The following is a 16,503-nucleotide window of genomic DNA, read 5'->3' as shown; positions in this document are numbered from 1 at the left end:
GGAAGTCTATACACACCCCAGCATGCTTATACAGAGGGTTCCCGTGGCACCCCTCACACCGCGTCCCGCACCACCGGGCAGCTCATGCAGCGCGGTCCGCCCCGGCCCCGGCCCAGCTCGCTGCCCGGGATCTCGATCACCTCGATGCCCCGCTTCCGCAGGTGCGTGTTGGTCGTCACGTTCCGCTCGTACGCCACCACCACCCCCGGCTCCACCGCCAGCACGTTGCACCCGTCGTCCCACTGCTCCCGCTCCGCCGCGTGCACGTCCTGCGTCGCCGTCAGCACCCGCACCTCCGGCAGGCCCAGCGCGGCGGCGATCGCGTCGTGCATCCGCTCCGGCGGATGGTCCGTCACCCGCAGCGCCCTGCCCCCGTCGCCCGGCTCGATCGTGTACGAGCGCAGCATCCCGAGGCCCGCGTACTGCGTGAAGGTGTCCCCGTCCACCATCGTCATCACCGTGTCCAGGTGCATGAACGCCCGCCGCTTCGGCATGTCCAGCGCCACGATCGTCCGCGCCGAACCCGCCGCGAACAGCCCCCGCGCCAGCATCTCCACCGCCTGCGGCGTGGTCCGCTCGCTCATCCCGATCAGCACCGCGCCGTTCCCGATCACCAGGACGTCGCCGCCCTCGATCGTCGACGGATAGTCCGCCTGCCCCTCCGACCAGTGGTGGAACGGCCCCGCCTCCGGGCCGGCGAACAGCGGATGGTGCTTGTAGATCGCCTCGAAGTGCACCGTCTCGCGCTGCCGCGCCGGCCACTTCATCGCGTTGATCGACACCCCGTCGTAGATCCACGCCGAGGTGTCCCGGGTGAAGAGGTGGTTCGGCAGCGGCCCGAGGAGGAAGTCGTCCAGGTCCAGCGCGTGGAAGCGGACCGACGTCGGCTCCCGGTGCGCCGCCAGGAACTCCCGCTTCGTCATCCCGCCCACCAGCGCCTCCACCAGCGCGCCCGCGTCCAGCGAGTCGAAGGCCGCCCGCAGGTGGTCGGCGGCGAGCGGACCGTACTCCTTCTCGTCGAAGACCCGGTCCAGGACCAGCGCCCGCGCCGCCGGAACCTCCAGCGCCTCCCGCAGCAGATCGCCGAAGAGGTGCACCTCCACCCCCCGGTCGCGCAGCACGTCCGCGAACCCGTCGTGCTCCTGCCGGGCCCGGCGCACCCACAGCACGTCGTCGAAGAGCAGGGCGTCCTTGTTGGTCGGGGTCAGCCGCTTCAGCTCCAGATCGGGACGGTGGAGGATCACGCGGCGGAGCCGGCCGGTCTCTGAGTCGACATGGAATCCCATGCGCCCATCCTGACGGAGCGGACGGCCGTGCGCGTGGGACGCGCACGAACCCGTCCCGCCCGTCACAGCCTCGGGTCCACCGGCTCCGACTCCAGCGCCAGCACCGCGAAGACCGCCTCGTGGACCCGCCACAGCGGCTCGCCGTCCGCCAGCCGCGCCAGGGCCTCCAGACCGAGCGCGTACTCGCGCAGCGCCAGCGACCGCTTGTGGCCCAGCGCCCGCTGCCGCAGCCGCTCCAGGTTCTCCGGGCGGGTGTACTCGGGGCCGTACACGATCCGCAGGTACTCCCGGCCGCGCACCTTCACGCCCGGCTGCACCGGGCGGCCCGAGCCGTCCTCGACCAGCGCGGCCAGCGGCTTGACCACCATGCCCTCGCCACCGGCGGCGGTCAGCTCCAGCCACCAGTCGGTGCCCGCGCGGACCGACGCCCCGTCGCCGGTGTCCACGACGATCCGCCGCGTCTCCCGCAGCAGACCCGTCGGATCGTGCGCCACCAGCCGGTCCAGCCAGGTCAGCTGGCGGTCGTGCGGCACCCCGGCGAGCGAGGCGCCGCGCGCCGCGAGGAGCTGGAAGGGCGCGAACCGCACCCCGTCGAGCCCGTCCGTCGGCCAGCAGTAGCGGCGGTACGCCTCCGTGAACGCGCCCGCGTCCGCAGCCCGTTCCCGCTGCGCCGCCAGCAGCCCGCCGAGGCCCTCGACGCCCCGGGCGGCCGCCGTCTCCAGCGCCCGCACCGCCTGCGGCAGGACCGCGCCGGACGCCGCGCCGACCGCCGCGTACTGGGCCCGCAGCAGCCCCATCGACTTCAGCGACCACGGCATCAGCTCGCCGTCGAGCAGCAGCCAGTCCGTCTCCAGCTCCTCCCACAGCCCGGCCGCGCCGATCGCGGCCCGCAGCCGCCCGAGGACCTCCTCGGTGACCTCCGGACCGTCGAAGAACGGCCGGCCGGTCCGGGTGTGCAGGGCGCCCGTGGGACCGTCCACGCCGAACCGCTCCCGGGCCGCCGCCGCGTCCCGGCAGACCAGCGCCACCGCCCGCGAACCCATGTGCTTCTCCTCGCACACGACCCGCCCGACCCCGTCCGCCCGGTACTGGGCGAACGCCTCGGCCGGGTGCTCCAGGAAGCCCTCCGCCCGCGCGGTCGGCCCCGGCGCCATCGTCGGCGGCAGATAGGCCAGCAGCCGGGGATCGACCGCGAAACGGCTCATGACCTCCAGGGCCGCCGCCGCGTTCTCCTCCCGCACCGCCACGTTCCCCAGGTGCCGGGTCTCCACCGTCCGCCGGCCGCGCACGTCCGCCAGGTCCAGCGGCCGGCCCTGGTGCCCGCCGGGCGCCTCCGAGGCCGCCGGGCGGGCCGGCGCGTACCAGACCCGCTCGGCCGGCACGTCCACGATCTCCCGCTCCGGCCAGCGCAGCGCCGTCATCCGGCCGCCGAAGACCGCCCCCGTGTCCAGGCACAGCGTGTTGTTCAGCCAGGACGTCACCGGCACCGGCGTGTGGCCGTACACGACCGCCGCCCGGCCCCGGTAGTCCTCCGCCCACGGATAGCGCACCGGCAGCCCGAAGGCGTCGGTCTCCCCCGTCGTGTCGCCGTACAGCGCGTGCGACCGCACCCGGCCCGAGGTCCGGCCGTGGTACTTCTCCGGCAGACCCGCGTGGCACACCACCAGCCGCCCGCCGTCGAGCACGTAGTGGCTCACCAGCCCGTCGATGAACTCCCGCACCTCGGTACGGAACTCCTCCGGCTCCCGCCCCAGCTGCTCGATCGTCTCCGCCAGACCGTGCGTCTCCCGCACCTTCCGGCCCTTCAGCCAGCGGCCCAGCTTGTTCTCGTGGTTGCCCGGCACGCACAGCGCCGTCCCGGCCGCCACCATGCCCATCACCCGGCGCAGCACGCCCGGCGAGTCCGGGCCCCGGTCCACCAGGTCGCCGACGAAGACCGCCGTACGCCCCTCCGGGTGCGCCCCGTCCACATAGCCGAGCCGCCCGAGCAGCGTCTCCAGCTCGGACCGGCAGCCGTGCACGTCACCGATGATGTCGAAGGGACCGGTCAGGTGCCGCAGGTCGTTGTAGCGGCGCTCGCGCACCACCTCGGCCGCGTCCACCTCGTCCGGCGACCGCAGCACGTGGACCTTGCGGAAGCCCTCCCGCTCCAGGCCCTTCAACCCCCGGTGCAGCTCCCGCCGATGACGGGGGATCACATGCGGCGGCATGCCGGACCGGTCCGGCCGGAGCGCGTTCCGCTCCCGGCACACCGCCTCCGGCAGGTCCAGCACGATCGCGATCGGCAGCACGTCGTGCTCCCGGGCCAGCGCCACCAGCCGCCGGCGCGCCTCCCGCTGCACGTTGGTCGCGTCCACCACGGTCAGCCGGCCGGCGGCGAGCCGCTTCCCGACGATGTAGTGGAGCACGTCGAAGGCGTCCCCGGACGCCGACTGGTCGTTCTCGTCGTCCGCGACCAGCCCCCGGCAGAAGTCCGAGGAGACCACCTCGGTCGGCTTGAAGTGGCGGCGCGCGAAGGACGACTTGCCGGAGCCGGTCGCGCCGACGAGGACGACGAGGGAGAGGTCGGTGACGGGCAGGACCCGGCGCTCCCCGGTGGTGGTGACGCTCTCGGCGCTCATGTCCGTGCCCCTTCCTTCTCGTGCGTGTGCTCGTGCTTGTTCTCGTTCGCATGCGTGCTCGCGTGCGTGCGGTCGTGCGGGTGCGCTTCTCCGGGACCGGACGGCGCGGTGCGGGTGAAGAGGGCCAGCTGCGTCGGCGGGCCGACCTCCGGGTCGTCCTCGCCGACGGGCGCGAACTCCACCCCGTAGCCGAACCGCCCGGCCACCCCCTCCGCCCACGCACGGAACTCGGCGCGGGTCCACTCGAAGCGGTGGTCGCCGTGCCGCACGTGCCCGGCCGGCAGCGACTCCCAGCGCACGTTGTACTCGACGTTCGGCGTGGTCACGACCACCGTCCGGGGCCGGGCCGCGCCGAACACCGCGTACTCCAGGGCCGACAGCCTCGGCAGGTCCAGGTGCTCGATCACCTCGCTCAGCACCGCCGCGTCGTACCCGGCGAGCCGCTTGTCCGTGTACGCCAGCGAGCCCTGCGTCAGCGTGACCCGGGCGGCCTGCCGCTCGCCCATCCGGTCCAGCCGCAGCCGCCGCGCGGCCACGGACAGCGCCCGCGCCGACACGTCCACGCCCACGATCTCCGTGAACCGGACGTCCTTCAGCAGCTCCTGCACCAACTGGCCCTGCCCGCAGCCCAGATCGAGGACCCGGGCCGCGCCGGACGCCCGCAGCGCGGCGAGGATCGCCTCCCGGCGCAGCACCGCCAGCGGCACCGGCCGCTCCTCCGTGTCGCTCGCCTCGTCCACCGCGTTGTCCACGTCCCCGACGTCCAGCCCGTCCGCCTCCGCGAGCCGCACCAGCTCCAGCCGCTCGGCCGCCTCCCGGGCCAGGCTCCGGCGGCGCGCCAGATAGCGGGTGGTGATCAGCTCGCGCCGGGGGTGCGCGGCCAGCCAGCCGTCACCGGCCCGCAGCAGCTTGTCCACCTCGTCCGGCGCCACCCAGTAGTGCTTGGCGTCGTCGAGCACCGGCAGCAGCACGTACAGCTGGTTCAGCGCGTCCGCGAGCCGCAGCCCGTCGCCCTCCAGCACCAGCCGCACGTACCGCGAGTCGCCCCACGCGGGGAACTCCGCGTCCAGCGCCACCGGTTCCGCCTCGACCGTCGTCCAGCCCAGCGGCCCGAACAGCTCCCGGACCAGCTCGGAACCGCCGCGCGCGGGCAGCGCCGGCACCTCGATCCGCAGCGGCAGCGGCCGCGCCGCCCGCTCCGGCAGCGCCCGGCACACCCCGTGCAGGGCCGTCTTGAAGACCTGCGCCAGGGCCACCGCGAGCAGCGAGGACGCCGCGTACGGACGGTCGTTCACGTACTGCGCGAGCGCCGCGTCCGGAGCACCGCCCCGGCCCTTCCCCTTCCCCCGGCGCACCAGCGCCACGGGGTCCACCTCAAGCAGCAGCGCCGCCGTGCAGCGCTCGGGACCCGCCTCGGGATAGAACACGTGGGCGGTGCCGTAGGACGTGGAGAACGCCTGCGCCTTCTCGGGATGCTTGTGCAGCAGGAAACCGAGATCGGTCGCGGGTCGCTCCGGGATGCCGGTGGTACTGATCGTCAGGAACACACGATCGAGTATGAGCACCCCCACCCACCCCGACCACGCATTTTCCGGGCCCCGCCCCCTCCCCCTCCCCCTCCCTCCCCTCCCCTCCTCCGCGTCTCCCGTCCCTCGTCCTCCCGTGCCCCGCTGGTTCCCCGCCCGCTAGCCGTTCCCCCAGGACAGGGTCCTGGCGAGGGCGGAGACGGTCGGGGGGCCGACTCGGCAGCAGCCGCCCGTGAGGCGGGCGCCTGCGGCGGTCCAGGCGGCGGCGAGGGCCGGGGCGGTGGCCGGGCCGAGGGTGGCGGGGCCCCGCCAGGTCCGGGCCGCCGCGTCCCAGCGTTCGCCGGAGTTCGGGTAGACGACGCCCGGCAGGCCGGTCGTGGCGACGGCCACCGCGACGGCGTCGGCGGCCTCGGCCGGGTCGCAGCAGTTCACGCCCACCGCCGCCACCTGGCCGTTCCCCGCCGCGACCGCGAACGCCTCGGCCAGCGGCTGCCCCGCCCGGGTCCGGCCGTCCGCCACCGTGTACGACAGCCAGACCGGCACCCCGCACCCCTCGGCCGCCCGGAGCAGCGCCTCCGCCTCGACGGCGTCCGGCACCGTCTCCAGGGCCAGCACGTCCGGGCCCGCCGCCGCGAGCGCCTCCACCCGGGGGCGGTGGAAAGCGGCCAGCTCCCGCACCGAAAGGCCGTACCGCCCCCGGTACTCGCTGCCGTCCGCGAGCATCGCCCCGTACGGGCCGACGGAGGCCGCGACCAGGATCCCGCGCCCCGGCCCGCCCCGCTCCGCCGCCCGGCGGGCCAGGGCGACGGAGCGGGCGAGGAGCCCGGCGGTCTCCGCGCGGCCGAGACCGCGCCGGGCGAAGCCCTCGAAGGTGGCCTGGTAGCTGCCGGTGATCAGCACCTGGGCCCCGGCCCGGACGTAGGCCGTGTGGGCGGCTTCGATCCGCTCGGGCTCGTCGGCGAGCAGCCGGGCGGACCAGAGCGGGTCCGTCAGGTCGCCGCCCCGCGCCTCCAGCTCGTTGGAGAGTCCGCCGTCGAGGACGAGGACCCCGGCGGCGAGCGCCTCGGCGAACGTCCGGGCCGGTGCCACCGGATCAGCCCAGCTGCGCCTGGACCTGGGCCGAGATCAGCTCCAGGTGGTCCAGGTCGTCCAGGTCGAGGAGCTGGAGGTAGACCCGGGAGGAGCCGGCCTCCGCGTAGCGGCCGAGCTTGTCGACGACCTCGGCGGGCGAGCCCGCCAGGCCGTTGGCCTTCAGCTCGTCGACCTCGCGCCCGATGGCGGCGGCGCGGCGGGCGACCTCGGCGTCGTCCCGGCCGACGCAGACGACGAGGGCGTTGGAGTAGACGAGGGAGCCGGCGGCCCGGCCGGCCTCCTCGGCGGCGGCCCGGACCCGGCCGAACTGCCGCTCGGTGTCCTCCAGGGACGCGAAGGGGATGTTGAACTCGTCCGCGTAGCGGGCGGCCAGCCGGGGGGTGCGGGTCGCGCCGTGGCCGCCGACGAGGATCGGGACCTTGGTCTGGGCGGGCTTGGGCAGGGCGGGCGAGTCGGCGAGCCGGTAGTGCTTCCCCTCGTAGGAGTACGTCTTGCCGGTCTCGGTGCCCCACAGGCCCGTGACGATCTCCAGCTGCTCCTCCAGCCGGCCGAACTTCTCCTTCGGGAACGGGATGCCGTAGGCGGTGTGCTCCTCGGCGAACCAGCCCGCGCCGAGGCCGAGTTCGACGCGTCCGCCGGACATCCGGTCGACCTGCGCGACCTGGATGGCGAGGACGCCGGGGAGCCGGAAGGTGGCGGCGGTCATGAGGGTGCCGAGGCGGATCCGCCGGGTCTCGCGGGCGAGGCCCGCGAGGGTGATCCAGGCGTCCGTCGGGCCGGGCAGCCCGTCGCCGCCGCCCATGCGGAGGTAGTGGTCGGAGCGGAAGAAGGCGTCGAAGCCGAGGTCCTCGGTGGCGCGGGCGACCGTGAGGAGGGTGTCGTAGTCGGCGCCCTGCTGGGGTTCCGTGAAGATGCGAAGGTCCATGCCTCCATCCTGCACCCGGGGGTGCGTGTCGGGCCGTGCGTCAGCGCCCGGGGGCGTCCGGCACGGTCGGGTGAACATCCGCTCCGGGCCCGGGGCCTCACCGGTCGCGGGCCCGGCCCCGCTCCGGGTCCTGGTCCTGTTCCCGCCGCGGCTCCGGGCACTGCTCCGGCAGTGGTTCCCGCAGGTGCTCGGGGCGGCGGCTCCGGTCCTGTTCCCGGTCCGTGCCCCGGTCCTGGGCCTGGGTCTGGTCCCGGACCCGCTCGCGCTCGCGGCCGGGATCGGTGCCGGTGTCCTGGGCCGGGAGCGGGGCCGGTTCGGGGGTGCGGAAGTGGGGGGTGGGCGCCGGGGCGGGGCGGCGGGGCTCCCGCTCCCGGGGCGGGTCGGGCGGACGGCCCTGGCCCTGGCCCTGCTCGCGGACGTCGAGGCGGCGGAGCATCCCCCGCACCCGGTCGCATGCTTCGTCGGCCGCGTCGATGGCCTCCATGCACTGCCAGTACAGGCCCTCCTCGTCGGTGACCGAGGCCACGCCGACGAGGGCGATGCCCACTTCCCCGAGGAGCTCGGCGAGGGCCGTCAGCGCCGAGCGCGGGTCCCCGACCTCGGTGAGCCGGGCCGCGCGGGGTCCGGCCGCGCCCCACGCCGGATACTCCCCCGCCTCGCTGAGCCCCCGTGCCTCGCCCCGCAGTTCGAGCGGTCCGCAGAGGGCGAGGTGGCTCCCCATGGCCTGGGCGAGGGCCCGGGCCTGCCAGGCTTCCGCCACGATGTCGTGTGCCGTGCCGCTCGCGGCCAGCGCCCGCAGGCCGGCCGCGACGAGTCGCTCCGCTTCCATCAACTCATCCCCCGTTCGTGCGACGTACCGCTGTTCTCATCCACTACCCAGAGTGAGGCCGAGCGAGCCGCCGCACCAGAGGAAGTCGGAAATCTGTGGACAGCCGTCCGGATCGCGAAAAAGCGATCACTCCGAAGAGTGACGATCGTCAGGTGCGGTGTCCCCGGGGCCCGCTTCCCCCAGTGCTCCGGGGCGTTTCGGGGCGGGGAAACGGAGTTCGTTCCGGTCGATCTTGGCGTCGAGCGCGGCGAGCGGGTCCACGCCGAGCACCTGGCAGAACTGGAGGAGGTAGGCGAGCACGTCGGCCACCTCGTCGGTGACGCGGTGCGCGGAGGCGGGGTCGTCCATGACCCGGGCCGCCTCCTCGGGCGTCGACCACTGGAAGATCTCCAGGAGTTCGGCCGCCTCGACGCTGAGGGCCGCCGCCAGGTTCTTGGGCGTGTGGTACGGCTCCCAGCGGCGGGCGGCCGCGAAGTCCGCGAGGCGGCGCTGGAGTCCGGCCACGTCGAGCGCGGCCGGGGCGCCGGAGGCGGGGGACGAGGGCCGCTGCCGGCCGTGGTGAGGGGCGGGGCCGGGGCCGGAGTCGAGGCCGGGGGTGGGGCCAGGGTCGGGGCCGGGGGTGGGGTGCTGATCGTGGTCGGTCACGGGGACAGGTCTACCACCGTCGTCCCCGGCGTCCGGCGGGCTTCCGCCGCCACCCGTTCGCCCACGGAGCCCGCGAGCCGGATGTGGCCGTCGGCGGCGACGGCGGCGGCCAGGCCGAGGAGGCCGCTGGTCTGGCGGGCGTCGAGCCCCCGGTCGAGGTCGTCGGCGAGGAGCGTGAGGCACTGCATGGCGTCCGGGACCTCCGCGATGCGGTCCGTGGCGAGGACGCCGGGGCCGGTGAGGAGGGTCAGGGCGAGGGCCAGGTAGCGGAGTTCGCCGTCGCCGAGGCGGCCGAGCGGGACCGGCGGGCGGGCGGCGCGGGCGAGGACGGCGCGGACGGTCCCGTCGGGGAGTTCCTGGACGCCGAGGCCGGTGACGGGCCCGGCGCAGCCCGCGCCCGCGACGGCGACCAGGCGCTGGTGGCGGCGCGGGCAGGCGGCCCGGGTGCGGTGGAGGACCTCCGCGAGGTTGGCGCAGTCACGGCGGAGCCGGCCCTCGCCGGGCGGGACCGGGGCGCGCATCCGCTCGGGCACGGGGGCGCAGGGGAAGAGGGAGCGGAGGCCGAGGACCGTCTGCTCGGCGGCGGCCAGGACCTCCCGCTGCCCCTCCGTGGCACCGGCGACGCGCAGCGGGAGCAGGGCGGTGCCGAGGAGGTCGTCGGGGAGCGGCGCGCGGGTGACGGGGGTGGCGCCGGCGGTGAGCCAGGCCGCCTGGACGGTGGTGCGGCCGGGGTCGCGGAGGGCGGTGGTGAGGAGGGTGCGGCCGTGGCGGGTGAGGCGTTCGCCGACGATGCGGAGTTCGGGCTCCGCCTGGACGGCGAGGTCGAGCCGGACCGGTCCGGCGGGCCCGTCCACCGTGCAGCCGATGCGGAAACCCCGGCGGCCCTGCGGGTCGGGGCGGGCGCGGTCGGGGACCAGGTCGCCGGGGTGGGGGAAGACCTCGGCGAGGGAATCGCCCGCGCCGAGCCGGGCGAGGGCCTCGTAGGCGGCGAGGACGGTGGACTTGCCGCTGCCGCTGGGGCCGGTGAAGAGGGTGACGGGGCCGAGGCGGTACGTGGCGCCGCGCCGTCCGGCGAAGGCGGAGAGCCGCAACTCGGTCACGACGGGCCGCGCCGCGCCGCCGCCGTCCGCCCGGGGCACCGCGCCTCCGTACGCCGCCCCCGCCGCGTCCCGGTCAGCCGCGCCGTCGTACGCCGCCTCTTCGGCCGCCGCGCCTGCCGGTCCGGCGCCTGACCGGGCCCCGGCGGCGGGCCCGGACCCGGGCCCGGCTAAGGCCCCGGGCCCGGCCGCCGTACCCGTACCCCTGCCCGTACCCGTGTCCCTGCCCGTATCCGTGCTCGTGCCCGTACGGGCGCCGGCTCCGCGCCCGGGGCCGTACCCCGGCCCGTACCCCGGGCCGGATGCCGGGCCGGTGCGGTGGCGGCCTCCGGCCGTCCCCGGAGTCGTGGCCCTGCCCGTGCTCGGAGACGTCACCCGCTCCGCACCCGGGGCCGTGCCCCTGGCCTTACCCGGAGCGGTGCTCCGGGGTGCGTTCGGTGGTGCGGTCCGGGGCGTGGTGGGGGGTGGGGTGGGGGGTGTGGTGGGGTCCATGGGGGGACCGTATGCAGGGGTGGTGCTGGCGAACCGTTCCGCCGGGATGACCTTCCTACGATCGGGGGACGCGGGCCCTCGGGGAGCCGACGGGCTCCTCGTCCTCGGGGACGGAGGGGCCGTCGCCGGTGCTCTCGACCTCGGTCCCGGGCGGGGCCAGGAGGAAGACGTTGCGGTCGACGCGGTGCATGCCGCTGCCGAGGCCGAAGACGACGCCGCTGCTGAAGTCGAGGACGCGCTTGGCGACTTCGGGGTCGGCGCTGGTGAGGTCCAGGAGGACCGGGACCTGGGCGATGAGGTACTCGGCGACCTCGCGGGCGTCGGCGAAGACCTGGACCCGCAGCACGATCATGCGGCGCTGCTCGGCGGTTTCGTACTGCTCGGGGCTCGTGCGGTGATCGACCCTGGACGGCCATTCGTCGCGCCCGCGCAGGGGGAGGACCTGGGCGAGGCCCTCCCACTGCTCGTCGGTGACGTCGTACCTCTCGTACCTACTCATGGCCCCATCCTCCCGCTCCTCACCCGTTCGGCCCAACAACGACACGGGTGGGGAACGATACGGGTGGGGTCAGCCGAAGGTCTTGGCGAGGCGGCGGAGCCCCTCGGCGATCTCGTCGGGCGCGTGGGTGGTGAAGGAGAGGCGGAGCGCGGCCGGGTCGGGGGTGCCGGAGAAGAAGGGCGCGCCGGGGACGTAGGCGACGGAGTGGCCGACGGCGGTGGCGAGGAGGGCGGTGGCGTCGCGGCCCTCGGGGAGGGTGGCCCAGACGAACATGCCGCCGTCGGGGCGGTTCCAGCGGCTGCCCTCGGGGAGCGCGGCGGGCAGCCCGTCGAGGAGGGCGTCGCGGCGGGCGCGGTACGCCTCGCGGATGGTGGCGATGTGCGCGTCGAGGTCGCTGTCGCGGAGGTAGCGGGCGGCGGCGGCCTGGTCGACGGTGGAGGTGTGCAGGTCGGCGGCCTGCTTGGCGATGACGCAGGCGCGGCGCAGGGTGGCCGGGGCGCGCAGGTGGCCGAGGCGGAGGCCGGGCGCCATCACCTTGGAGAAGGAGCCGAGGAGGGCCGTGCGGTCGGCGGCGGCGGGGTGGGCCGCGATCGGGAGGACCGGGTCGCCGTCGTAGCGGAGTTCGCCGTACGGGTCGTCCTCGGCGATCCAGAAGCCGTGCCGGGCGGCGGCCTCGGCGACGGCGGCGCGGCGGGCGGCGGGGAGGGTGCGGCCGGTCGGGTTCTGGAAGGTGGGGATGATGTAGAGCAGGGTGGGCCGCTCGCGGGCGGCGATCTCGTCGAGGGCCTCGGGGAGGATGCCGTCGTCGTCGGTGGGGACGGGCACGACGCGGGCGCCGGCGAAGCCGAAGGTCTGGAGCGCGGCGAGGTAGCAGGGGTCCTCGACGAGGACGACGGAGCCGGGTTCGACGAGGGCCGTGGTGAGCAGGGTGAGGGCCTGCTGGGAGCCGGTGGTGACGAGGAGGTCGTCGGCGCCGGTGGGGAGGCCCCGGGCGGTGTACCGGGCGGCGACGGCCTCGCGGAGGGCGGGGTCGCCCTCGGTGGTGGAGTACTGGAGGGCGTGCTGCGGCAGGTCGGTGAGGACGGCCGCGTAGGCGGCGCGGATGCCGTCGGTGTCGAAGAGTTCGGGGGCGGGCAGGCCGCCGGCGAACGAGATGACCTCGGGGCGGGCCGTGAGCGCCAGGATCTCGCGCACGGGCGAGGAGGCGACGTTTCCCAGACGGGCGGCGACGGGGGGCGTGGGGGTGGAGGGGCCGGGGGCCGGGGCGGGCGTGGGGGCGGGGCCGGGGTGCGGGGTGGCGGGAGGCATGACGGTCAGCATAGAGAGCGGGGGGCCGCTGTCCAGGATGCGGACGCACGTCGACTTCCTTGTCAGGCAAGGGGGTTGGGGCCGCCTGCGGTGAAGGTGCGGGTGTACGGGACGGCGTGGGCGGCCAGTGCGCGGCGGCCGGCGGCGGCGCGTGCGGCGGCGTCCGGGGCGGCGGGGTCGTAGAGGACGCCGGCGGCGCAGCCGCTGTGCGCGATCTGGACGCCGACCGCCCCGGTACGGCGGGCCACGGCGGCGACGGTCTCGAACTCGCTCTGCCTCAGGACGCGTTGGGCACGGCGGGCGCTGGCGGTGGCGACCCGCCCGAGGAGCGCGGCGTCCTGGTCGGCGACGGCCCGGCGGAGCCCGTCGAGGAGGCGGGCGCAGGCGCGGAGGTCGGCCCCGGTCGGCGCGGGGACCGGCAGGGCGAGGGTGTCCACGGGGGCGCCGCCGCCGAGGAGGCAGCCGACGACGAGGAGCGGCGGCAGGGCCGGGCCGAGGACGTCGAGGACCTCGCCCTCGCGCTGGGCGAAGAGGACCGGGCGGCCGTCGAGCATGAGGGGATCGCTGGCGCCCTCCGCGCGGACCGCGAGCCGGGCGGTGGCGGCCGGGTCGAGGCGGACGCCGTGGGCGTCGGCGACGGCGCGGACCGTCGCGAGGACGTCGCTGGTCGAACTGCCGAGGCCGAGGCCGAGCGGGACGGTGCCGGTGAGGCGGAGCGCGCCGCCGTGCGCGGGACGGCCGGTGCGGGCCGCGCAGGCGGCGACGGCGAGCCGGGCGGCCCGGACGGCCTTGGTACGGCCCGCGGGGGTGACGGTGATCGCGTCGGGCGGGGTGCCGGGGCGGGGGGTGTAGACGGCGAGGGTGCCGGGCTCCGCCACGGGCAGCGTGACGAGCGCGGCGCGCGGACGGCCTCCGGCGTCGGCGAAGTGGCCCTGGAGGAGCTCGCCGTGGTGGGAGGGGGCGCGCCCGGTGCCGGGGGCGGGGACGCGCCCGGTGCCGGGGACGGTGCCGGTGCCGGTGCCGGTGCCGGTGCCGGTGCCGGTGCCGGGGATGGGGATGGGGATGGGGATGGGAACGGGGGCGGGGGTGGGCCGGGTGGTGGGGGCGCCGGAGGCCGTGGGTGGGGGCGGGGCGGGGTGGTGCGTGGTCACGGGGAAAGTTTCTCGTCGCGGTTCTCCGGTGCGGGCGGCGCCTCCCCTCGGGGCTCGGCTCAGGGGGTGGTCCGGCCTGCCCTCGGGGCTCGGCTCAGGAGGTGGTCCGGCCTGCCCTCGGGGCTCGGCTCAGGGGGAGGCCGGGCCTGCCAGGAGTTGTTCGGCCAGGGTGGTGCGGAGGTAGAGGACGCTGCGGCCGGTGCGGTGGGAGACGGCGAGGCCGGCGGCGCGGAGGGCCGTCAGGTGGTGGGAGACGGTGGGGGCGGGCATGCCGGTGCGCTCGGCGAGTTCGGTGGTGGAGGCGGGGGTGCCGAGTTCGGCGAGGAGGCGGGCCCGGGAGCGGCCGACGACCCCCGCGACGGCCTCGGGCACGGGCGCGCGGCCCCGCTCCCAGAGGGTGCCGATCCCCCGGGCCGGATAGACCAGGCCCGGCTGGGCCGGGGGGCGGCTCTGGGAGAAGACGCCGGGCCAGACGAAGACGGAGGGGACGAGGACGAGCCCCTGGCCGCCGTCGAGGGTGCGGCGGGCCTCGTAACCGGGGTGGGCGATCCGCAGGACGCCGTCGTGCCAGGTGACGGAGGGGTGCAGGTCGGCGAAGAGGGCCTCGGTGCCGCCGCGTGCGATGAGCCGGCCCCGGCGCAGCACCTCCCCGTCAAGGAGCCGGGCCATCCGGGGCCAGTGCGGGGCGAGGGCGGTGTCCCAGTAGGCGCGGATCTCGTCGGCGAGCCGGGCGAGGCCGCCCACCGGGTCGTCGTACAGGGCGGCGGCCTCGGGGGCGAGCGGGGTGCCGACGCGGGCGAGGTCGGCGCGGACGGCGTCGGCGCGGGTGCCGAGGAGTCCGGCGAGCTCCTCCTCCAGGGTGGGTTCGCCGGTCTCGGGGACGGGGGTGAGGAAGTCCGGTACGTACGCGGCGGGGGCCGGGACCAGGGCGGAGAGGAGCGGGAAGCGGACGCGGGCGGCGGCGAGCCGGTCGCGGGTCTCGCGGGACCAGGCGAGGTGGAGGGCGTGGCGGCCGGGGTCCTTGAGGGACTCGACGCTGGTGACGACCTCCCAGAGGGGGGAGCGGGCGAAGCGGGAGCGGGCGAGGTCCCCGGCGGAGAATTCGAGGTTCAGCACGGGGTGGCGGCCCGCCTTCCGGGCCGGTCGGGGGCGTGGATTCCATCCAGATGGAATCCATTGGCGCCGCGCACGGGCGGGCGCAGTCTGGTGTACGGCCCGCCGCGACGGTCCCCCACGGGGGCGGCCGGGGCGGCCGAAGCGGCCGGTACCGGCGGCACGACCCACTCCCCCGGTGCCGCCGGTACCACCCGCACCAGCCGCACGTCCCGTACCACCTGCTCCATCAGTCCACTCCGTATCCCAGGCTCCACCGGCTCCACCGGCCCGGTCCACACCCCTGCTTCCACCGGACCGGGCCGTCCATCCCGCCCCATCGGTCCACTCCGTATCCCAGGTTCCACCGGCTCCACCGGCCCGGTCCACACCCCTGTTCCCACCGGACCGGGCCGTCCACCCGGCCCCGCCGGCCCACTCCGTACCCCTGACCCCACCGGGCCGCTCCATACCCCCGGCCCCGTCGGCCCACTCCGTACCCCAGGCCCCGTCGGTCCGCTCCGTGGCCCCGGGCCCGGCGCTGTGTTCCGTCCCGTCGTCGTCCTCATGTGGCCGCGTCCCTCCCGCCGAAAGGTTCTTCCGTCATGCCCGACACCGCCGCCCCCGCGCAGGAGGGCTTCCTCCAGCGCAGACTCGGTCTGCCCGACATGCGGGGCAACCGGAAGTTCGTCAACGCCGCCGTGATCGACAGTGTCGGTTCCGGTCTCATCCTCGCGTTCATCCTGGTCTACTTCGCCCGCACCACGGACTATTCGCTGCCCGCGATCGGTGGCGCGCTCACGCTGGCCCGGTTCCTCGCGGTGCCGACGGCGATGGTGGTGGGGCCGCTGATCGACCGCTTCGGCGCCCGGATGGTGGCGCTGGTGGGCAACGTGGTCTCGGCGGTCGGGTACACCGGCTTCCTGATCTCGGACGACCTGTGGCAGATCGCCGTGGTCGCCTGGCTGACCCAGATCGGCGGCGCCGCGTACTGGACGTCGAGCAGTGGCCTGGTGGTGCTGGCGGCGGATCCGGAGCGCCGTCCGCGCTGGTTCGCGCTGCTGCACATGCTGCGGAACAGCGGTCTGGGCATCGGCGGCGCGCTCGGCGCGCTGCTCGTCGGCTACGACGGCACGACCGGTCTGCACATCCTGGTCGTCGCCAACTCGGTGAGCTACCTGGGCGCCGCCGTGCTGCTGGGCCTCTGGCACCCGCCGGCCGCGCCCGCGCCCGCCGCGCGGAAGGAAGAGGAGGCGAAGGACGCGGAGCCGAAGGCCAAGGTCGGCTACGGGACCGTGCTGCGGGACCGGCGGTACATGCTGCTCGTCGGCATCAATGTCAACTTCGTCTTCGCGGCGCTCGTGCTGAGCCTGCTGGTCGCGGTCTTCGTGACGGAGGGCCTGGGGCAGGCGGCGTGGATCGGCGGCGCGCTGCTGGTCCTCAACAGCGTGCAGGTGGCGGCGACGCAGACGCTGGTGAACCGGCGGCTGGAGCGCTACCGGCCGATCCGGGTGATCGCGGCGGGCAGCCTGGTCAACGCGCTGGCGTTCGGTCTCTTCGCGCTCCTCGGCCTGGTCCCCGGCTGGGTGGCGGTGGTCGGCCTCTTCGTGGCGATGGTGCTGTACAACCTGGCGGAGACCGTCGCGACGCCGTTCTCCGAGGACCTGTCGGTGTCGCTGGCGCCGGAGCACCTGCGCGGCCGGTACCTGGCGGTCTACCAGCTGTCCTGGACCTTCGGGCAGACGGTCGCCCCGCTGCTGCTGACGGTCCTGCTGGACCTGGGGTCGAGCTGGCCGTGGCTGTTCCTGATGGCGCTGGCGCTGCTCGCGGTCCCCGCGCTGCTGCTCCTGGAGCGGATGTCACCGAAGCCGGCGGAGGAGCCGGCCGCCGGGGCGCCGGTGCCGGCGGGCGCGGCGGCCTGAGGCGGCGGAGCGGACGGC

The 16,503-nt window shown here is 75.9% G+C and carries 12 protein-coding genes and 1 pseudogene; 1 reads left to right on the top strand and 12 read right to left on the bottom strand.

All coding sequences use genetic code 11. The features are described 5' to 3' along the window. Positions 1–53: 53 nt before the first annotated feature. The 12 genes and pseudogenes from IE219_RS23420 to IE219_RS23365 all read right to left on the bottom strand — a co-directional run bounded on the left by IE219_RS23420 (position 54) and on the right by IE219_RS23365 (position 14,587). Complete coding sequence (locus IE219_RS23420; protein WP_189980701.1) at positions 54–1,286, bottom strand: arginine deiminase; 1,233 nt, start codon at positions 1,284–1,286, stop codon at positions 54–56. A gap of 62 nt (positions 1,287–1,348) precedes the next feature. Then, the gene (locus IE219_RS23415; RefSeq protein ID WP_189980699.1) at positions 1,349–3,907 is read right to left on the bottom strand and encodes a polynucleotide kinase-phosphatase; all 2,559 of its coding nucleotides are present in this window, start codon (positions 3,905–3,907) and stop codon (positions 1,349–1,351) included. Beyond that, entirely contained in the window at positions 3,904–5,454 is a 1,551-nt protein-coding gene (locus IE219_RS23410) for a 3' terminal RNA ribose 2'-O-methyltransferase Hen1 (RefSeq protein WP_189980697.1), read from the bottom strand. The genes IE219_RS23415 and IE219_RS23410 overlap by 4 nt, the downstream gene beginning before the upstream one ends. Before the next feature lie 138 nt (positions 5,455–5,592). Then, positions 5,593–6,522: a homocysteine S-methyltransferase gene (gene mmuM, locus IE219_RS23405; RefSeq protein ID WP_189980695.1), complete on the bottom strand. Its 930-nt coding sequence runs from the start codon at positions 6,520–6,522 to the stop codon at positions 5,593–5,595. A gap of 4 nt (positions 6,523–6,526) precedes the next feature. After that, complete coding sequence (locus IE219_RS23400; protein WP_189980692.1) at positions 6,527–7,450, bottom strand: LLM class F420-dependent oxidoreductase; 924 nt, start codon at positions 7,448–7,450, stop codon at positions 6,527–6,529. Between the two features lie 343 nt (positions 7,451–7,793). Further along, a pseudogene (locus IE219_RS23395) lies at positions 7,794–8,279 on the bottom strand (DUF6099 family protein); the annotation flags it as partial. A gap of 126 nt (positions 8,280–8,405) precedes the next feature. Further along, positions 8,406–8,783, bottom strand: coding sequence for a nucleotide pyrophosphohydrolase (locus IE219_RS23390; protein ID WP_189980837.1), 378 nt, complete (start codon positions 8,781–8,783; stop codon positions 8,406–8,408). A 137-nt stretch (positions 8,784–8,920) separates the two neighbouring features. Next, on the bottom strand, positions 8,921–10,063 hold the full coding sequence (locus tag IE219_RS23385) for an AAA family ATPase (RefSeq protein WP_189980690.1): 1,143 nt from the start codon (positions 10,061–10,063) through the stop codon (positions 8,921–8,923). Positions 10,064–10,568: 505 nt separating this feature from the next. Further along, positions 10,569–11,012, bottom strand: a complete 444-nt coding sequence (locus IE219_RS23380) for a cell division protein SepF (RefSeq protein WP_189980688.1) — start codon at positions 11,010–11,012, stop codon at positions 10,569–10,571. Between the two features lie 69 nt (positions 11,013–11,081). Further along, positions 11,082–12,320, bottom strand: coding sequence for an aminotransferase-like domain-containing protein (locus IE219_RS23375; RefSeq protein ID WP_189980686.1), 1,239 nt, complete (start codon positions 12,318–12,320; stop codon positions 11,082–11,084). 62 nt (positions 12,321–12,382) lie between these two features. Continuing rightward, positions 12,383–13,471, bottom strand: coding sequence for a GHMP family kinase ATP-binding protein (locus IE219_RS23370; protein ID WP_229849962.1), 1,089 nt, complete (start codon positions 13,469–13,471; stop codon positions 12,383–12,385). A 129-nt stretch (positions 13,472–13,600) separates the two neighbouring features. Continuing rightward, positions 13,601–14,587, bottom strand: coding sequence for an ArsR/SmtB family transcription factor (locus tag IE219_RS23365; RefSeq protein ID WP_189980684.1), 987 nt, complete (start codon positions 14,585–14,587; stop codon positions 13,601–13,603). 581 nt (positions 14,588–15,168) lie between these two features. Between IE219_RS23365 and IE219_RS23360 the strand changes: the two genes are divergently transcribed. Continuing rightward, entirely contained in the window at positions 15,169–16,485 is a 1,317-nt protein-coding gene (locus IE219_RS23360; RefSeq protein WP_189980681.1) for an MFS transporter, read from the top strand. Positions 16,486–16,503: the final 18 nt, after the last annotated feature.

Source organism: Streptomyces termitum, from assembly GCF_014650175.1.
Taxonomy (GTDB): domain Bacteria; phylum Actinomycetota; class Actinomycetes; order Streptomycetales; family Streptomycetaceae; genus Streptomyces; species Streptomyces termitum.
This window is presented reverse-complemented; position numbering and strand designations above follow the sequence as displayed.

What these genes read in the sequence shown, in the direction of transcription:
- IE219_RS23415 (WP_189980699.1), bottom strand. Translation starts at nt 3,907, where the DNA reads ATGAGCGCCGAGAGCGTCACCACCACCGGGGAGCGCCGGGTCCTGCCC.
- IE219_RS23360 (WP_189980681.1), top strand. Translation starts at nt 15,169, where the DNA reads ATGCCCGACACCGCCGCCCCCGCGCAGGAGGGCTTCCTCCAGCGCAGA.
- IE219_RS23375 (WP_189980686.1), bottom strand. Translation starts at nt 12,320, where the DNA reads ATGCCTCCCGCCACCCCGCACCCCGGCCCCGCCCCCACGCCCGCCCCG.
- IE219_RS23380 (WP_189980688.1), bottom strand. Translation starts at nt 11,012, where the DNA reads ATGAGTAGGTACGAGAGGTACGACGTCACCGACGAGCAGTGGGAGGGC.
- IE219_RS23400 (WP_189980692.1), bottom strand. Translation starts at nt 7,450, where the DNA reads ATGGACCTTCGCATCTTCACGGAACCCCAGCAGGGCGCCGACTACGAC.
- IE219_RS23420 (WP_189980701.1), bottom strand. Translation starts at nt 1,286, where the DNA reads ATGGGATTCCATGTCGACTCAGAGACCGGCCGGCTCCGCCGCGTGATC.